The sequence below is a fragment of the Dyadobacter sp. HNCC25DJ186 genome (assembly GCF_056895235.1).
The window spans coordinates 781,816-800,163 of the sequence record NZ_JBXHAS010000002.1; the positions used below are offsets into that span (position 1 = coordinate 781,816).

Genomic DNA, 18,348 nt, shown 5'->3' on the forward strand with positions numbered 1-18,348 from the left:
CCAGATTTGTTACTTCTACAAACATACTATGATTTTAAGAGAATCGGTTACCCTGGATACTCTTTTGCAAAATTGAAAAAGTTGCAATAATTTGCACCCAAAGAAATATAGGTTTATATACTTTTTTCTATATTTATATTATGTTATTTGTTATATAAAAAATCAATATGATAGAGGTCATTCAAAATTATAAAGAGCTCAAAAGGAATATGGGCAATCTGATCAATAAATCAGGGTATAAAAATTCGTATTTAGCTGAGAAGATAGGGATGCAGCCGACCTTATTCTCGGTTAAAAAGCAAAGAGGTAATTGGAGTGATGATGAAATGGAGAAAATTCTGGTTCTGATTGAAAATGAGGAGTTGGAGGATTTTTACTTTAGCGAGATTTTGAAAAAAAAAGAGAAGGAAGAAACCATAAGTTATTCAAACTTTAAAGAAGAAATGGGGTGGAAATAACATTGGCCAAATCTTTTTCGAAGGAATTAAAAAAATGTCCAGACTATATTCAGAAACAAGCTTTCGAAGTTTTGGAAATTGCCGAAAAGTCCAGCAACATCTATGATATACCAGGATGCGAAGAAATAAAAGGCAAACAAAATAAGGGCTTTTATAAGATTAGAGTCGGAGATTGGCGGATCGGATTGAAATACATTAATGGTCAAATTCACATATTACATTTCATTACAATATACTCGCGCGGTGATGTTTATAAACATTTTCCTCCAAAATAACTTAAAGTCAATACCGGGATCATTTATCACTGAATTTGGTTTTGATTTCTCAGAAAAAATTTAAAAAAATTCAGCTTCACTAAATTGGTTTTCAAGTAATTATAACACCAATTTTTCCAATACGAACTCCTTAGGTTTAATCAAATCATTCTGATCGACCCACAGCTCGCTACAATGAATTCTCAGAGCCTGAAAATCGATATCTATTTGTTGTATAATTTATATTATGTTAAATAGATTATCTGTCAAAAAAAGGAAGATACTATGAAATAGTATCTTCCTTCCAAATTTGAATTACTTCTTATTCTTCAACACATACGACCTGCTTTCCAGCAAATTGTTCAAGTACACTGTTTACAGTAGCAAGGTTTTCTTTTGCATCTGCTTCGTCCTTAACCTGGATCGCTTTCTCGAAGTATGGTTTTGCCTTTTTGAAACGGCCACAAACACGACCTTCAACTTCTTTACCTTTTGCCTGGTATTCCGTCATGCTCATGTTGTCAACTTCACGTTTCAATTCAACAGCTTCGTTAAAGTAGAAAACACCAAGGTTATAAAGCGCATCGTAATTGGCAGCATCAAGTTCCAGAACTTTTTTGTATGCAGCGATTGCTTCGTTATTTGCTGTCGCTTTTTTAGCTTTCAAATCTGCCAATTCTTTTTCAAGCGCCGTATTATCATTTCCTTTGGCAGCTTCTTCCGCAGTTTTAATCTCTCCCTGGATTGAAACGATTGCTTCTGTCGCTTCTTTCTTTTTAGCTGTAACGTCAGCCAACTGGCGCTTCAAGTCAGGTTTCGGAGCTTTTTTAATTAAAGCACCAATACGTTTAATTTCTCCATCGTAAATCTCAATCTTCCCTTTTTCAGCTTCCAACTTCTTGGTTAGTTCAGCTGATTTAGTAGTTCCGGATCCCAATTTACCTTGCACTTCTTTGATTTTCGTACCCAATTTGGTATTCATGTTATCATAAAGAATACCAAGGTTCACGATATTCTGAACATTTGTTGGATCAGATTTCGTAAGGTTAGTCAACTCGGCAATCGCCTGATCTTCTTTACCGGAAGCTAATAAAATGTTAACAACCTCAGATTTAAGATCTTTGTTATTTGGGGAACGTTCCAAACCTTTATTCAAAGTTGCAACCGCTTTATCGAAGTTATTCTCTGCGCGATACAATTGAGCAAGACCGTAGAATACACTTGGATCTTTTCCTCCGTTTTCAGCATATTTCTCAAATTGAGTTTTTGCTTCTTCTTTCTTGTCGATTTGCTGCGCAGCAATACCGCCGTACAAACTTGCAAGTGTATCTTTCGCGTTTACTTGCTGCGCCAACTGGAACATTTCCAAAGCACCAACAAGGTTTTTATTCTGATATTTTTCTGCTCCTTGTCTTACAAAAGCGTTGAACAAAGAAGGATCCTCTCCGGTTAGAAACTTCTGAGCATCTTTCGCTTTTTTGGGATCAATTTCGGCAGCTTTTTTATATGCTTCAAAAGCAGTTTTTGCAGCACTTGAATCTAACTCAGAACTTTGTGATGCTATGGAAGAATAAGTGGTAGCACGATCCATCCAAAAAGCTGCTTTTGCACTTGCTTTTGGATCTGATACCCCTTTATCGCTTTTTTCTTTATCCTTGCGGAGTTGATCTACCATCGCCTTGTTAATAGCATCCTGCGAAAATGCAGAAAAGCTAATAAGGCCAAGTGCAGAAACAAAAAACATTTTTTTCATAGATCTCGATTGGTTGTGAATGAACATTACTAAAATACAAATATTAATAATTAATCTTAATTATTATAAAAATCATGCCTCTGGCGCGTCAGAATCGTCATTTTCAGCATCCTCGTCTTCGTCATCTCCACTTTCAATTTCATCCGCGATATCATCTTCTATCACTTCCGCATCATCTCCTTTTATGATCAGTGAATCAGTTACATCGCTTACGATCACGTTTCCATCTTCGTCCAGTTCCTCCGCCTTTTCATCCGGATCTTTCAGGATTCGGGTTACCGAGGTGATTTCATCAGAATTGTTAAGACGGATCAGTTTAACACCCTGGGTGTTACGTCCGGCCTGACGAATATCAAGAACACTCATACGAATGGCAATACCGTTTCTTGTGATGATCATCAAATCGTCCTGTTCGGTAACTTCGCGAATGGCTACAAGTTTTCCAACTTTATCGGTCGCATTCATCGTTGACACTCCTTTACCACCACGGTTCGTGACGCGGTAACTATCAATCAATGAGCGTTTTCCAAATCCATTTTCAGAAACAACCAACAATTGTGCATCTTCACGATTGATACAAACCATACCGATAACCTTATTTGCAGGATCAGTCAGGTTAATACCACGAACACCAGCGGCTGTTCTTCCCATTGGCCTCACTCCTTTTTCATTGAATCGTACGGCACGACCAGCACTTGAAGCAATCACGATGTCATTATCCCCATTTGTCAGGGCAACATTTAACAACCGGTCGCCCTCTTTAATCGAGATTGCGATGATACCGTTTGTACGTGGACGAGAATAAGCTTCAAGTAAAGTTTTCTTAATCGTACCTTGCTCTGTACACATAATGAGGTAATTATTGTTGATATAATCCTCATTTGTCAAAGTACGAACATTGATTACCGATCGAATAGAATCACCGTTTTCAAGGCTGATCAAATTCTGAATCGGCCTTCCTTTTGATGTTTTGCTTCCTTCCGGCACTTCATACACCTTCATCCAGAACAACTTACCGTATTCGGTAAAGATGAGCAGATAATTTAACATTGTAGCCGAGAACAAATGTTCAGTGAAATCGGTATCCTTGGTTTTTACACCACGGGAACCTACCCCACCCCTTGTCTGTGTCCGATACTCAGCCAATGGCGTACGTTTGATGTAACCTTCATGAGAAATGGTAATAAGCATTTCTTCATCAGGGATCATATCTTCGTCACTGAATTCCTCAGCAGCAAATTCAATTTGCGTACGACGTGCATCACCGTAGCGATCCTTGATATCCGTTAATTCAGTTTTGATAATGTCATACTTGCGGTATTCATTGGCAAGAATGTCTTTCAAATCTGTAATCACGAGCATTATTTCGTCATACTCCTTAATAATCTTATCTCTTTCAAGACCTGTCAATCTTTGCAGACGAAGTTCAAGAATGGCTTTGGCCTGAATTTCACTTAACGCAAAATTCTCCATCAAACCATTTTTCGCAATTTCCGGGTCACGGGCACTGCGGATCAAAGCAATTACTGCATCAAGATTATCAAGCGCAATAATTAAACCTTGTAAAATATGTGCTCTCTTTTCTGCTTCACGCAATTCATATTCCGTACGACGTGTAATCACGATGATACGGTGATCGATGAAATGTTTGATCAGATCTTTCAGGTTCAACATCACGGGGCGGCCTTTTACAAGCGCCACATTATTTACACTGAAAGATGATTGAAGCGGCGTGTATTTGTAAAGGTGATTCAGAACAATATTCGGAATCGCATCCTTTTTAAGATCGAAAACAATACGCATTCCGTCTCTATCCGATTCATCACGGATATCCGAAATACCATCCAGTTTTTTATTATTAATCAAGCCGGCGATACCTTCAATCATGGTCGCCTTATTGGTCATGTAAGGAATCTCCGTAACGATGATCTGTTCACGACCCGTTTTCGTCACGTCAAAAGATGCCTTCGCACGCACAATGATACGGCCGCGACCTGTTTCCATTGCGGCACGCACGCCCTGATATCCGTATATAATACCTCCGGTCGGGAAATCAGGAGCTTTCACGTGTTGCATCAACTCGGAAATCTCAATATCGTTATTATCGATGTAAGCAAGCACGCCATCCACAACTTCCGACAAATTGTGCGGTGCCATGTTTGTCGCCATCCCCACCGCAATACCTGACGATCCATTGACAAGCAAATTCGGAAATTTTGCAGGAAGAACGGTCGGTTCTTCAAGAGAGTCATCGAAATTGGGCTGAAAATCAACCGTATCCTTACCGAGATCATTTAACAATTCATCGGCAAGTCGTTTTAATCTTGCTTCTGTGTAACGCATCGCCGCGGGAGAATCACCATCAACGGATCCAAAGTTCCCTTGTCCGTCCACCAGCATATAACGCAGCGACCATGGCTGAGCCATACGAACCATTGTGTTATAAACCGAAGCATCACCATGCGGGTGATACTTACCTAAAACCTCCCCTACTATACGAGCTGATTTTTTATGGGATTTATTGTAGCTAACACCCAAATCAGACATACCATATAAAACACGTCTGTGCACCGGTTTCAAACCATCGCGAACGTCGGGTAAAGCGCGGGAAATAATAACTGACATCGAGTAATCGATGTATGCTCCTCGCATTTCATCCTCAATATTAATGGGGATAATGTTTTCACCTGAAGATTCTGCCATAAACAATTAGAAAAGAATCAAAAATTTAAAATGAGAGATTGATATTATTCAAATACTCACTTGATTATTACAATACCGTTACTACTAAAAAGTCAAATTTCGCTATTTTTAGGCATTCTAACAAACTTCTTGAAGGCATATTCTACATTCGTTTTATATCGTTGTGATCCTGGGGAATTTAGGATTAATTGTGGGTAGGAATTATTCGGGTTTTCGACGTTCCCGGCGTTCCCACGCGTGCCGCAAGGTCTGAGATAGTAAGCCTTTCTGGCTGTTATTTAGGTTGAAATTTTGGTTTGCATTTATTTTTTGAAATAATAAATCGGAAAGTAAATACTGTTCAATCGTTAAATTTGTTAACGTGCCGCATGGGCTGAGATAGTAAGCCTTTCAGGCTGTTATTTAGGTAACAATTTTGGTTTGCATCTATTTTTTGAAATAATAAATCGGAAAGTAAATACTGTTCAATCGTTAAATTTGTTAGTATGCGTCCTTATAAGTAAAAAACCTATTTTCCTAAATTCCTTTCTATGCCTTTATTACTGACATTTCTTTCTATTTTATTCTTGATTCTGCTTATCGCATGGCTCAAAATTGATACTTTCATCTCATTTCTTTTGGTATCAATCGGTTTAGGACTTGCTAGCGGACTTGACGTTGTGACAGTAAGTAAAGCAATTCAGAAAGGCGTCGGCGGTACGCTTGGCGACCTGGTCTTGATCGTAGGTTTTGGTGCCATGCTTGGGAAGCTCGTTGCCGACAGCGGTGCCGCGCAACGGATAACGGATGCGTTAATTGGCGTGTTCGGGCAGAAGTATATTCAATGGGGAATGGCGCTGGCAGGATTTGTAATCGGAATTCCACTATTTTACAATGCCGGTTTTGTCATTGTGGTCCCGCTGATTTTCATGATCAGTGCTACGGCCCGGCTTCCTTTATTGTATGTGGGTATCCCGATGCTTTCCGCATTATCTGTCGCTCATGGTTACTTACCTCCTCACCCATCTCCGGCCGCTATTGCCAGTCAGCTTAATGCAGATTTAGGAAAAACTTTGTTTTATGGTTTGATGGTATCAATCCCGGCAATCGCCATTGCGGGCCCTATATTTGGAAGTACCCTGAAAAGGTTTACGCCCAAACCGGACGCAGATTTGTTCAATGTTAAACCAAGACCAACCTCTGAATTACCGGGTTTGGGTATTAGTATTGTTACAGCTTTGCTTCCGGTATTTCTCCTAACGGCCATGTCAGGAATTAAAAATCTTTATCCTGACAATCAGGCCATTGCGTTACTTGCCGAACCTTATTTTGGAATGCTGATTTCTGTACTTTTCGCTGCGTTTACCCTCGGTATTCAGCGTGGTTTGAATATGAAAGGTATCAGTAAGTCAATGGAAGAAGCGTTCAAGGGCGTTTCAGTTATTCTGTTGATCATTGCCGGTGCTGGCGTTTTTAAAGAGATCATGACGGCAAGCGGCGTGAGCAACTACATTGCAGAAGGTTTGGTCGGTATTGATATATCCCCGATTGTTCTGAGCTGGGGAATTGCCGCTATCATCCGCGTTTGCGTTGGTTCAGCCACCGTTGCAGGATTAACAACAGTGGGTATACTCTCCCCTTTGCTTATTCACTCGCCTGTTGCTCCCGAATTGATCGTTTTGTCTATCGGTTCAGGAAGTCTAATGTTCTCCCATTTAAACGACGGCGGCTTCTGGTTATTTAAAGAATATTTTAATTTGAGTATTAAAGATACGTTGCTGACATGGTCGGTCATGGAAACAATAGTCTCAGTTATGGGTTTGTTGGGTGTTTTAGTATTAAATTTGTTTGTTTAAGAGTAATCGACTGTGACTTTTGCATCTTTCAAAAAACAATACTATTAATTATCCTTATCTTAACTTTTGCATGACTCCTGAATCCAATTTCGAAGCACTGGGACTTAATTTACCGCCGGCTCCAAAACCTCTTGGCGTTTATAAACCATATCTTATTGTTGACAATCGCTGGGTATATGTTTCCGGCCACGGTACCGTTCAGGACGACGGAAGTCTGATCATTGGCCGTATCGGTGCCGACCTCGATGTTGAAGAAGGAAAACTTGCCGCACGCCAGGTGGGTCTTACAATATTATCGACGCTGAAAGCTAATTTAGGGAGTCTGAACCGTATCAAGCGGGTCATCAAGATTTTAGGAATGGTGAATGCGACAACTGATTTTGAGCGCCATCCTTATGTAATCAATGGATGTAGTGAATTGTTTGCGAAGGTTTGGGGTGAAGAAAATGGAATAGGCGTAAGAAGTGCCGTAGGTATGGGAACCTTACCAGATAATATTCCTGTTGAAATTGAAGCAATGTTTGAACTGGAAGATAACTAGGAATGCCTCAAATTGCTGATTTGAATGGTCTTGAATAACAATGATTTACTAATTCCAGTCAGCAATTTTTATTTTCACCAAATACAACCCAAAAACACAATGTGGTATCTGCTCAACAAACCAGAAGAAGTAATTTCCCCTTCTCTTCTTTTTTACAAAGACAGAATCGAGAATAATATTCGCAGTATGGTTCATATGGCCGGTGATGTGAATCGGTTAGTGCCACATGTTAAAACACATAAAACAGGTGAAATTGTCAAGATCCAGTTGAATGCAGGTGTATCAAAATTCAAATGTGCGACGATTGCCGAAGCTGAAATGATTGCCGAAGCGGGTGGAAAATGGGTTTTAATTGCGTATCAATTGACAGACATTAACATTCAGCGACTATTTGAACTTCGAAAAAAATATCCTGAAACTACTTTTTCTTCACTAGTTGATAACGAGCAATCTGCACAGGCACTGGAAGAATATTCAGCAAGTAAAGATTTTGTTTCTACCATATTTATAGATGTCAACAACGGGATGAACCGCTCCGGGCACCCGACCAACGGATTACTTCTTTCTTTATACAGGTTCCTTTCCGGCTTATCCAACGTTTCCGTATCCGGTGTTCATGTTTACGACGGCCACATCAGAAATCCCGAGTTTTCTGAGCGAAAAGCACATAGCGACGAAGATTTTGAAAAAGTGCTTCCACTATTAGATCTGATCAGAGAAGATATTGGTACCGAACCAGTTGTCATTGCGGGAGGCTCTCCAACTTTCACAGTTCACGCGCTTCGTCCGAATGTTTTGCTGAGTCCCGGGACAAATGTACTTTGGGACTGGGGATATGGTGACCAATTTGATGAACAGCCATTTTTACACGCCGCCCTTATTTTAACAAGAGTGGTATCGAAACCTGCTGCTGGCATTGTAACGATAGACTTAGGTCATAAGGCTGTTTCCGGCGAAAATCCGATTGACAAACGTTTTCTTTTGCTAAACCTCAAAGGTTATACCGTAACCGGACAAAGTGAAGAGCATGGCGTACTCCAGATCGGCGAAGAGGCCTGGGAATCAATCAACATTGGCGATGTATTTTATGCACTTCCCTATCACGTCTGCCCGTCAGTTGCCTTGCACGAATATGCGTCGGTGGTTGAAAGTGGCGACATCGTTGATGAGTGGAAAATTATTGCCAGAAACCGCCGCCTGACCATTTAAAATAGAAAAATCCTAAACCTTGAATGAGCACCAATTCTCTCATTCAATATTCTAAAATTCAATCATTAGTCAAATATGTTTCTTTTTGATGCCCATCTGGACCTTTCCATGAATGCTGTGGAATGGAACCGTGACCTTACCCAGGATCTTCAAGCCATTCGTGATCGGGAAAAAAAATTAACAGACAAACCCGATCGTGGCCTTGGTGTTGTAAGTTTTCCGGAAATGCGCAAAGGAAACATTGGTTTATGTGTAGCCACACAGATCGCCCGCTTTGTAAAACCGGATAGCAAAATTCCTGGCTGGCATTCTCAGGCGCAGGCCTGGGCACAAACACAGGCGCAGATTGCCTGGTATCAGGCCATGGAAGAAGCAGGTGAAATGGTTCAGATTAGGGACTTGCCAGGGTTACGCAAACACCTTGCACTTTGGAAAAATGCAGCGTCAAACGAAAAACTGCCCATTGGTTATATACTAAGCCTCGAAGGTGCAGATTCTCTGATTTCCTTAAAAAATCTGGAAATAGCCTATCATTATGGGCTTCGCGCCGTAGGTCCGGCTCATTATGGCCCGGGTGTTTATGCATACGGAACCGATTCGGATCAACCATTGTCTCAAAAAGGCAAAGACCTGCTCGCTGAAATGGATAAATTAAATATGATCCTCGACGCCACGCACTTATGCGACAGCGCATTCTGGGATGCTATGAAAATTTATCAGGGACCGGTTTGGGCAAGTCATAACCTTACAAGAAAAATCACACCACATAACCGTCAGTATTCTGACGAAATGATTAATGAGTTAATCAGCAGAAAGGCAGTAATCGGAATGGCGTTTGACGCCTGGATGATGATTCCCGGCTGGGTTCGGGGAAAGTCGACGCCTCAAAATACAGGTTTGGTTATTGAACATATTGCAGAACACATCGACCATATCTGTCAGCTGGCAGGCAATGCCTCGCACGTCGGAATAGGATCAGATCTTGATGGTGCGTTTGGAAAAGAACAAGCTCCAGGCGATATGGATTCTATTGCCGACCTACAATCCATCACTGGAATTCTTAGTAAACGAGGATATTCTGAAAATGATATTGAGCAGATCATGTGGAAAAACTGGGTTGATTTCCTGGAACGATCTTGGTTATGATTATTTGAAGTTTTTATTTTTCCCATGGGCTGAATGGACCTGGGTCTATTCAGCTTGTTCTTTTTTACTACGATTTTCGAACACACCTATTTTCCTTTCAACAGCTACCAGCAAAGAACTGGAATGCGTGTTCCTCAGACTGGCATTGCAATAAGCAAATGCGCTGATGTTAATAACTACCTGACTACATTGTCCAAGTCATCTCCAATCCCTTCCGAACTTAGTTGCCAGTATAAATAACTTTAGCAATCTCGTTTCTAAGATAATTATTCAATTCAGCTTTTTTGACATTTAAAATTTCCTCTATAACCGGGTAAGCGTCCCTATCCAATGGACCCGCCAGACACAATCTTTTTAGACCTTCGATACCAGATTTTTCATAAATCTTCTAACAAATAAATGCGGAAAGTGCGTACATGATATTTGTCTTATCTTCAGACCGCCCCCTGATCGACACTACTTCATTTAAATCAAGATCCGGATGCTCTTTAAGGTACTTTTTTAGATTTTCTAATTCTTTCTTTTTTGACTTTTCTATGTTCCCACCCAAGAAAGTGGCCATTCCTTCATTAACAAAGTTGGATAGTGTATTCCAATAAGCTTGATTCAAATAGGTATGCGCAATTTCATGTCGATCATACGCTGCACCTGTTCCAGAATTTATTATTCTGTTATTAGGATCGTTTTCGGCAGATTCTTGAATTGTATTATACATTAAATATGTGTAATCGTAGCCCTGACCTCTTAATCGTTCCTCAGTATTTTGAAAAACATAATACTTGGACTGAAAGGTTTGAACGTCAAATAACTTGGCCAAGCTATCACTTAAAATGGCTGATTTTTCAGCTTGCGCATAGTTAAATTTCGCGTTATCTTGATAAAAGAACAGAATACTTCCCACCTGCGTAGAAATCCAATTTTTTGTGTAGAAATCCTGATATCTGGAAAATACAAACGCCCCATGGGCATTTTTTTTAACAATCACATTGAAAATGGAATGGAGATTTTTTTCAGAACTTATAAATGCAGTTTTAAGAATATAAATGGAATCCTTTTTTTGGATACTCAATAAGACGGGCGAATAATTTCTAAAACCACCTGTTTGACTGGATAAGAATATTAATTCAATATCCGGAAACCAATATTTATCTTTTTCTTCAGCGCACCAAAGATCCTGTGAATGATAATTTAGTGTGTCAATGGCATTCAAATAATGTTCCCAGTTTCGTAAAATAACTTGCTCTACCGCGTTTAAACTTTGTATATCTTTATTGATTGTAACGACTACCGACACTTTCTTCAATGTGTCAGAAGCAGACTTAGCGAATATCGCTGACTTAACAAATAATATGAGCAAGATGACAGCTGTTCGAATCATAGTTTAATAGCGTATGTGTGAGGTATAACACTGCAATTTATTGCAATTGTTACGTATATACAACCATCAATAAATTGAGTTGCACAAAAAAACCTTTCTTGGATACAACTTCACTCCTTAACAATTTCATCACAAAATATCTAAAATAATTACAATTTATTCCTGATATTTGTAAAGAAAAGAATTCGGTCTGCTTATTTGTAATAATTATAAATTATTTGCATCTTTGATACATGTTCAAGATTGATGACGATTTGCAAGTGCTTGATTGATTAAATCACTTTGATCAAATTATTAAACTGTCAGCTATGAAACCAATATATCAAATATCTTTCCGCACAAAATTGACCGACACATTGTCGTTCCAGCGATTGCACGATTGTTTGAAAAAACTAAACGTTAAACACTGGGCATATGATTTCAAAGAACTACTACTAAGTCTTAGATCTGAACTTGAAGATTTCCGCCGAATCCAGGCAGAGCTTCGGTCTGCTGGTTTTAAATGTGATTTTATTAAGATGGAAAATCTGAAAAGGGATGACGGAATGTTTGCCGTATAATTTTTTTATAACAAAAAAAAGCAGCAAGCTATAATCTGACCTGCTGCTTTTTTTAACGAAGTATTACTCTACTCTTCCGTAGAAGAAATCATGAATTTTAAAAAGTGAAACACTTCCTGCTGGTTTCTGATATGATTTCTTGCTGCTGAAAGATCGTCACCAATTTTAATCGTATATGCTGTCAAAGGCAACGCTTCGAACATATCTTCGTCTGTGGTATCGTCTCCCATGGCCAGTACAAAATCATAATCACCTTTTTCGACAAAGGATCTTGCGGCAGTTCCCTTGTTGAATGCCGTTTTCTTTACTTCAACAACTTTATTTCCGTCTATAATCTGAAGATTAAGCTCAGGCTGTACAAAACTCTGTAATTGCCAGATCAATTCCTGTGCCCGACGAACGGCATACTCCTGATCTTCGGCTGTGCGGTAATGCCAGGCAAGAGAAGTTTCTTTCTCCTCAACGAATGCGCCCGGACAACGTTTTGCGTAAAGATCAAGAATTGGCCGGATACTTTCTTTCCAGTTTTCTTCATAACTATCATTTAAGGTCCACTCGTCGCTATCCTTGGTTTTGATCAGCGCACCATGTTCTGCGATAATGTGAACTGGTAGTTCTTTGAAAAGTTCATGAAGAAAATACCTGTCACGGCCACTGATGATAATTACGGTGTCGCGTTTGGCAAGATCCATAATCAGTTTTTTGGTATCCACAGATACAATCGCTTTCGAAGGATCCGGTACAATCGGTGCTAACGTTCCGTCATAATCGAAAAACAAAATTCGATTCGAAGAAGAAGCATAAGCTTTACGGATATCATCAATTCCTTTATTCGTCAGAAAAACCTGACGGAGTCTTTCATGTTCTTGTTCCAACATAATCATTTGGGTAAAAAAGTCATTGGTCCATGCGAATACATCATATTCGCGGATCCTGGTTTGCATGGCATTCATGCGTTTGGTTTGTTCATCCTCAGGCATTTCAAAAGCCCGTACAATAGCATCGGCAATATCCTGGTTGTCGAGTGGGTTTATGATTAAAGCTTCGCCCAACTCGGCCGCAGCGCCTGCCATTTCACTCAGAATTAATACACCTTTTTTATCCTTCCGGCTGGCGACATACTCCTTGCATACAAGATTCATCCCATCCCTAACCGGCGTGATAAGCGCAACGTCACTGGCAGTATACATTCCCATGAGTTCGTCAAAAGACATCGAGCGATATTGGTAGATGATTGGCTGCCAGTTGATAGTTCCATAACGAGCGTTGATTCTTCCAACTGTTTGATCAATATCCGACTTCATTTGTTGATATTGATCAATGCTGGCGCGGGAAGGAACAACGACCATCACAAAGGAAACCTTCTCATGCCAGCCAGGATAAACTTCCAGGAATCGCTCAAAACCATGCAGACGATGAAGTATCCCCTTGGAATAATCAAGCCGGTCCACTGAAAAAATAATTTTCTCCTTCAAAGAGTCTCTGGCCTGCTCCCGCTCTTTTTTTACATCGGCCTCATCAAAAGCAGAATTAAATTTTTTGTAGTCAATACTAATCGGAAAGGAATCCACTTTCACGATCCGGTTACTCATATTGATATAGTGCAGCTTGTTACCATACCCTGATACCATCCGCGCAGCCTTAAGAAAATATTCTACATAATCGTTGGTGTGAAATCCAACCACATCTGCACCCAATATCCCATCAATAATTGACTTACGCCATTTTACTGGTAACATTCGGAATAATTCGAACGAAGGAAACGGAATGTGGAAAAAGAACCCTATTTTATTCTGGGGAAATTGCTGCCGAATCATATCCGGCAAGAGCATAAGCTGATAATCCTGAACCCAGACTACATCATCGGGCTGGATAATCTCGCTAACCTTATCAAAAAACAATTTGTTGGCAATCTGATAACTTTCGAAATAGGCGTCGTCAAATTTTGCGAGTGATGGGAAGTAGTGGCATAACGGCCAGATCAGGTTGTTGCAAAAGCCTTCATAGTAGTTTTCATTCACGTCAGACGGTATAAAAACCGGATGTGCCTGAAAGCTGTCATTGGCAAGATTCTGACCTTCAAGCTCCTCAGGGGTATTTTCTGTAAAACCTACCCATTGGATTTTCTCTTTGGAATTGAAAGGTGATCCCTCCTGTTCATGTACGAGTGACAACACCGCTGACACGAGTCCGCCCGAATTTTGAAATAGCTGGACCTGATCATTTTCGCTGATAATCTTGAAAGGTAGTCGATAGGCAACAATGATTAATCTTCCTGTTTTTTCTTTAATTTTTAAATCTTCCATAAGTTTCAATGCATGTTACTTTCAGATGCATCTGATTAAATATAGGGTAAGTGAACTAGAAACTATACCCTTTTAGAAAGATTTACCGCAAATTTTATTCCAGAACTATCATTTTAACCATAAGATTATTTTTATTCTTGAAATAGTAGAAATTATATATTTCATTTATAGAAAGAAATCTATAATTTTGTGCAGTGCCACGCAAGTGGCCTATAGTGTGTGTTGTAGTGCACAAATGATCTTGGCATATGCTGAGATTTTTTTGTTTAAAAGCCAACTAAAATTGATTCGATTGCAATAAAAATTTCTGCACACCTTTCGAGCGATGTTTATTAATTACGTACATATTCCTACTCCATCGTTACCCACCCCAATATTCCCCATAACCGGCAACTAACCGAATTACCCCAATAAAAATTTAATAAAATAATGTCTTGAATTATAATTTTTTCAATATTTAAATTTTATTATAATCTCATAATCAGCTTATTAAATTATTTTAGTTTTATTATTCTAAAACACTAGCACGATTATTACACTATACGTACTTAATCAAAGTGGGTACGCTCATTTTGAGGTGAGAAATATTTAGTAAAAAATCCCAGCATTTGCCGGGATTTTTTCTCTTTCGATCTTTGCGACAGTAAAAATAGAATTATTACTACACCTCGCATGAAAAATGTGTAACATTTACTAAAAAATAAATAATATATTCTACAAGGTTATTGTTTATGCAAATAATTCATTCTACTTTTACATCAGTTACCTAATAATGTAGAGTGCTGGGTTAAATAATGAACAAAAGAGCCTTGGTTATACCGAGGCTTTTTTCTTTTAACAACGCGTCGAAATTTATAAAATCCCACGAGGATGCCCATGCAGAGATAGACTCCTGCAAGAAATTGACACGATATAAAAATTTATTTAGATTTTTTTGAGAGGCCAAACGGGGGGCGAATGTATAATTCTATCGCAGCAGTAAACCCAGAAGTTTTGATTGGTACGACGCCAGCCGGAAGTGTGTTACTAATATTTGTGCGATATCCGGCAAATAATTCGACACCCACAAGCTTATTAATTTGTCGGTTATACATTAGACCACTATCCATATCGATCTTCCGGAATTGGCCAGCTTCGTTGTTCCTTTCAATGATATAGTAACTTCTGCTGACGGCTTCACTTTTGAAAGATAAAATATCCTTAGGCGAAATGTTGTAACGAACCGAAATCTTCTTAGGAAGGCTGATCTCGATACCAGTTTTAGAAGAAAAATTATAATTAAAAACAAATACTGGCAGAACGGTAAAATTTTGATTTCTACTGGCCATCAATCCAAAACCAATCTCCTTATTAATTGATTTTTTCTTTAGATAGACTGCTGTAAAATTATAGTTTAGCGGGACGTTACGCAAGGGAATATCCGCCAAACTTCCACTCTTATTGACTCTTGAACCAAAGATTAAAAAAGCACCCGGTTGTAATGTAAAAAAGGACTTTAAGTCAATTCCCATCGAGCGAAGATTCCAGTTGGACATCTGGTGCATTGGATTCTCTCCGCTGGTATTTATTTCAAGCTGCTCTGTCCTGTAATGAGGTCCAAGAACGACCGCGTATTTTGGCTTGTGAAGAACAGGAATCCATGCCCTCACGTAGATATCCTCCTGCGTATAACGCTGCGTTTCTGATTTTTCTGACCTGTACCTTGATCCCGGTGCTTGTGTGTGTTCAATCGTTATCCATTTGGATGGACCCATCCCCGGTAAACCTGGCTGCAATTCCTGCGAGAAACAATAAGTGCTCAGCAATGTCAGGGAACATGCAACAAATCCAAGATAACGGTTTACCATATTACAGGAATAAAAATTCTCTTCTTAATAACTCTAAATTTTTTCGGGTGGAGATGACATGCATATTTAACCATGTTCAAAACCAAAGCATAATCATCAACTGCGGAGTAATACGTGTTACAACCAAATTATCAATCTCGAAATAGGATACGAAAATAATCTAAAATAGTCACTTATCCTTTCCGAAACACGGATATGTTTTTATAAAGTTCCAAAGCAGGTAAAAATTCGTTTCTTATTATTTTCAGACAGTTAAGCGTATCTCGGCATGGGCATAAGTAGCTGCTTTAAGAATACTTATCCAATTTTTGTTTTGCCACATTGAATCCGGGAAAATACGTTTCCGATCCAAACTAAATAAAACGTAACGGACGAACGGTTATCAGTAAGTAACAAGTAATCTTTGTTAATTAACGGATTACATTTAGAGCCAAAATTCAAATTGGATTCGTTGAATTATCAGATGTAATGCGTTAAAATTCGATTAAATTGTAACTGACCTCATATCCTATTTCCACACAATTCGTTAGTTATTCAGAGTTTTGCCTGGCTCCTGCTTTTGTAGCAAATGATCAAAGCGAAATAATTTGATTCATAAATCCCGGTTGAGAATAGTTAAAAACCTGTCGACTTTTTGACAGGTTTTTTTGTATTTTAAATTGCAAACTTTTTTCTGATCAAATGTTCAGTCAGTTAACTTTGCAGACTTGATGACCTTCGTTCTTAAAACACGATTCCTATGCTGATTAAACATTGCCAGTTAAATGATTTACCAAAACTTTCACTGATTTTCGACGAATACAGGGTTCATTTTGAACAGGAATCTAATCTGGAAGCCTCAACCAAATTTCTGAGAGCACGAATTGAGAAGAACCAAGCCGTTATTTTTGCCGCCATTGACCAGGATTCTGATGATATAATGGGTTTTACGTTACTCTATCCAATGTATTCTTCGCTAAAAGTCAATTCAACATGGACGCTCAATGACATGTATATCACAGAAAAATATAGAAAATTTGGGGTTGCAACCCGGTTGCTTGAAGAAGTAAAAACATTTGGAACCGAAACCGGCGCGGAATGGATTACACTAAAAACCGGCGTAGGAAATAATAAGGCACAAGCGCTTTATGAGAAATTTGGGTTCAAAAAAGACGAAGGGTGTCACTATTATTACTTGCAACAATAGTATCGTTTATTTTGAATTCAAAAAATATCCGGGATCGCTATCAACTTATTTTCACGATACGACAAACATTGGCATAGTCGCAAAATTTTGCATCATTCAAGCTTTCAGCTAACCACTTTATTTCTTAATATTGTAAGTAGTTGATGTATAATCTATATCAATTAAAGGTTACGATATTTTATAAAGAACTCAGGAATTCCCGAGTTCTTTTTTTTGCAGCATGCCAAAATTTTCCAGCTCTCTATTTGACTGGATTTGCATCAGAAATTCTTCCCATTCCCAAAGTTTTGACAGTCAGGCGCTCGTGTTCCCTAACTACAAAATGTCCATTTCAACTTCTTTTTATCGAAGTATTTGTAGGTGATCCGGTAATTTTTTTCACCGAAATGCTGTTGTCGGTAATGTGTAAGGCAACGCAACATCGCGTTGTATGGTTAGTCTGTTTAATCAAAATGTTAAAAAAATCAGCAGTCCTTTTATTCCTGGTTATTTTATTTGTGAAAGCTCATGCACAGGAATCCTGGAAATTACATACCGAAAAAGACGGGGTAAAGGTTTTTACAAAAGCCATTTTAACTTCGAAAATTAAGGCGCTGAAAATTGAAACAATCCTTTCAGCAACGGCTTCCGAATTGGTAACTGTACTTACGGATATTGAAACACAGAAAGATTGGGTTTATAATACAAAATCCTGTGCGACGGTTAAAAAGAATTCGCGGTCGGACTTGTATTACTATTCGGAGGTAGAACTTCCATGGCCGGCGCAAAATCGGGACTTCGTCGCACACATAATGGTTTCTCAAAACCCTTCGACAAAAGTCGTGACGATGGACGCCCCGTGCGTTTCCGGGATGGTTGCAGAGAAACCCGGGATTGTGAGAATTGTAAAGTCAACGGGAAAGTGGATTATTACGCCAGTTTCTAAAAACCAGGTAAAAATCGAATATACCCTGGCGGTTGATCCTGCCGGCTCAATTCCCGCCTGGCTCGTTAATATGGTTGCTGCGCAGGGACCTCTTGAAACGTTCAAAATGCTGAAATCTCAGCTGCGAAAACCAGAATATAGAAACGCCAGACTGTCATTTATCGCTGACTAAATATAAAATCTACGATGTAAATACCAAATTAGAAAAGTAACTAAAAAAATGATTATCAAGGCCTTATTTCATTAT

Annotated in this window: 14 protein-coding genes; 9 read left to right on the top strand and 5 right to left on the bottom strand. The window is 39.0% G+C overall.

Annotated features, from left to right (window positions below; translation table 11 throughout):
• The first annotated feature begins 167 nt into the window (after positions 1-167).
• Positions 168-458, top strand: a complete 291-nt coding sequence (locus tag AC1XUO_RS08250; RefSeq protein ID WP_483329292.1) for a hypothetical protein — start codon at positions 168-170, stop codon at positions 456-458.
• On the top strand, positions 449-733 hold the full coding sequence (locus AC1XUO_RS08255) for a type II toxin-antitoxin system RelE family toxin (protein WP_483329293.1): 285 nt from the start codon (positions 449-451) through the stop codon (positions 731-733). Before AC1XUO_RS08250 ends, AC1XUO_RS08255 begins: the two co-directional genes overlap by 10 nt.
• A gap of 301 nt (positions 734-1,034) precedes the next feature.
• On the opposite strand, the gene AC1XUO_RS08260 is transcribed toward AC1XUO_RS08255, so the two are convergent.
• Positions 1,035-2,465 carry a tetratricopeptide repeat protein gene (locus AC1XUO_RS08260; protein ID WP_483329294.1) on the bottom strand — a complete coding sequence of 477 codons (1,431 nt, stop codon included), beginning with the start codon at positions 2,463-2,465 and terminating at the stop codon, positions 1,035-1,037.
• 72 nt (positions 2,466-2,537) lie between these two features.
• Positions 2,538-5,168 carry a DNA gyrase subunit A gene (gyrA, locus tag AC1XUO_RS08265; protein ID WP_483329295.1) on the bottom strand — a complete coding sequence of 877 codons (2,631 nt, stop codon included), beginning with the start codon at positions 5,166-5,168 and terminating at the stop codon, positions 2,538-2,540.
• Positions 5,169-5,698: 530 nt separating this feature from the next.
• Between gyrA and AC1XUO_RS08270 the strand changes: the two genes are divergently transcribed.
• The 4 genes from AC1XUO_RS08270 to AC1XUO_RS08285 all read left to right on the top strand — a co-directional run bounded on the left by AC1XUO_RS08270 (position 5,699) and on the right by AC1XUO_RS08285 (position 9,899).
• Positions 5,699-7,003: a gluconate:H+ symporter gene (locus tag AC1XUO_RS08270; RefSeq protein WP_483329296.1), complete on the top strand. Its 1,305-nt coding sequence runs from the start codon at positions 5,699-5,701 to the stop codon at positions 7,001-7,003.
• Between the two features lie 70 nt (positions 7,004-7,073).
• Entirely contained in the window at positions 7,074-7,544 is a 471-nt protein-coding gene (locus AC1XUO_RS08275) for a RidA family protein (RefSeq protein ID WP_483329297.1), read from the top strand.
• Positions 7,545-7,643: 99 nt separating this feature from the next.
• Complete coding sequence (locus AC1XUO_RS08280; protein WP_483329298.1) at positions 7,644-8,753, top strand: D-TA family PLP-dependent enzyme; 1,110 nt, start codon at positions 7,644-7,646, stop codon at positions 8,751-8,753.
• Positions 8,754-8,828: 75 nt separating this feature from the next.
• On the top strand, positions 8,829-9,899 hold the full coding sequence (locus tag AC1XUO_RS08285) for a dipeptidase (RefSeq protein ID WP_483329299.1): 1,071 nt from the start codon (positions 8,829-8,831) through the stop codon (positions 9,897-9,899).
• Between the two features lie 388 nt (positions 9,900-10,287).
• Here the strand turns inward: AC1XUO_RS08285 and AC1XUO_RS08290 are convergent, their stop codons facing one another.
• Positions 10,288-11,277: a hypothetical protein gene (locus AC1XUO_RS08290; protein ID WP_483329300.1), complete on the bottom strand. Its 990-nt coding sequence runs from the start codon at positions 11,275-11,277 to the stop codon at positions 10,288-10,290.
• A 308-nt stretch (positions 11,278-11,585) separates the two neighbouring features.
• Here AC1XUO_RS08290 and AC1XUO_RS08295 point away from each other — a divergent pair, with 308 nt between their 5' ends.
• The gene (locus AC1XUO_RS08295; protein ID WP_483329301.1) at positions 11,586-11,837 is read left to right on the top strand and encodes a hypothetical protein; all 252 of its coding nucleotides are present in this window, start codon (positions 11,586-11,588) and stop codon (positions 11,835-11,837) included.
• Positions 11,838-11,905: 68 nt separating this feature from the next.
• On the opposite strand, the gene AC1XUO_RS08300 is transcribed toward AC1XUO_RS08295, so the two are convergent.
• On the bottom strand, positions 11,906-14,143 hold the full coding sequence (locus AC1XUO_RS08300) for a bifunctional alpha,alpha-trehalose-phosphate synthase (UDP-forming)/trehalose-phosphatase (protein ID WP_483329302.1): 2,238 nt from the start codon (positions 14,141-14,143) through the stop codon (positions 11,906-11,908).
• A 920-nt stretch (positions 14,144-15,063) separates the two neighbouring features.
• Positions 15,064-15,990, bottom strand: coding sequence for a DUF6268 family outer membrane beta-barrel protein (locus AC1XUO_RS08305; protein WP_483329303.1), 927 nt, complete (start codon positions 15,988-15,990; stop codon positions 15,064-15,066).
• Positions 15,991-16,729: 739 nt separating this feature from the next.
• Between AC1XUO_RS08305 and AC1XUO_RS08310 the strand changes: the two genes are divergently transcribed.
• A complete protein-coding gene (locus tag AC1XUO_RS08310; protein WP_483329304.1) occupies positions 16,730-17,176 on the top strand; it encodes a GNAT family N-acetyltransferase in 447 nt (148 codons plus the stop codon).
• Positions 17,177-17,628: 452 nt separating this feature from the next.
• Positions 17,629-18,273: an START domain-containing protein gene (locus AC1XUO_RS08315; protein WP_483329305.1), complete on the top strand. Its 645-nt coding sequence runs from the start codon at positions 17,629-17,631 to the stop codon at positions 18,271-18,273.
• The last annotated feature ends 75 nt before the right edge of the window (positions 18,274-18,348 follow it).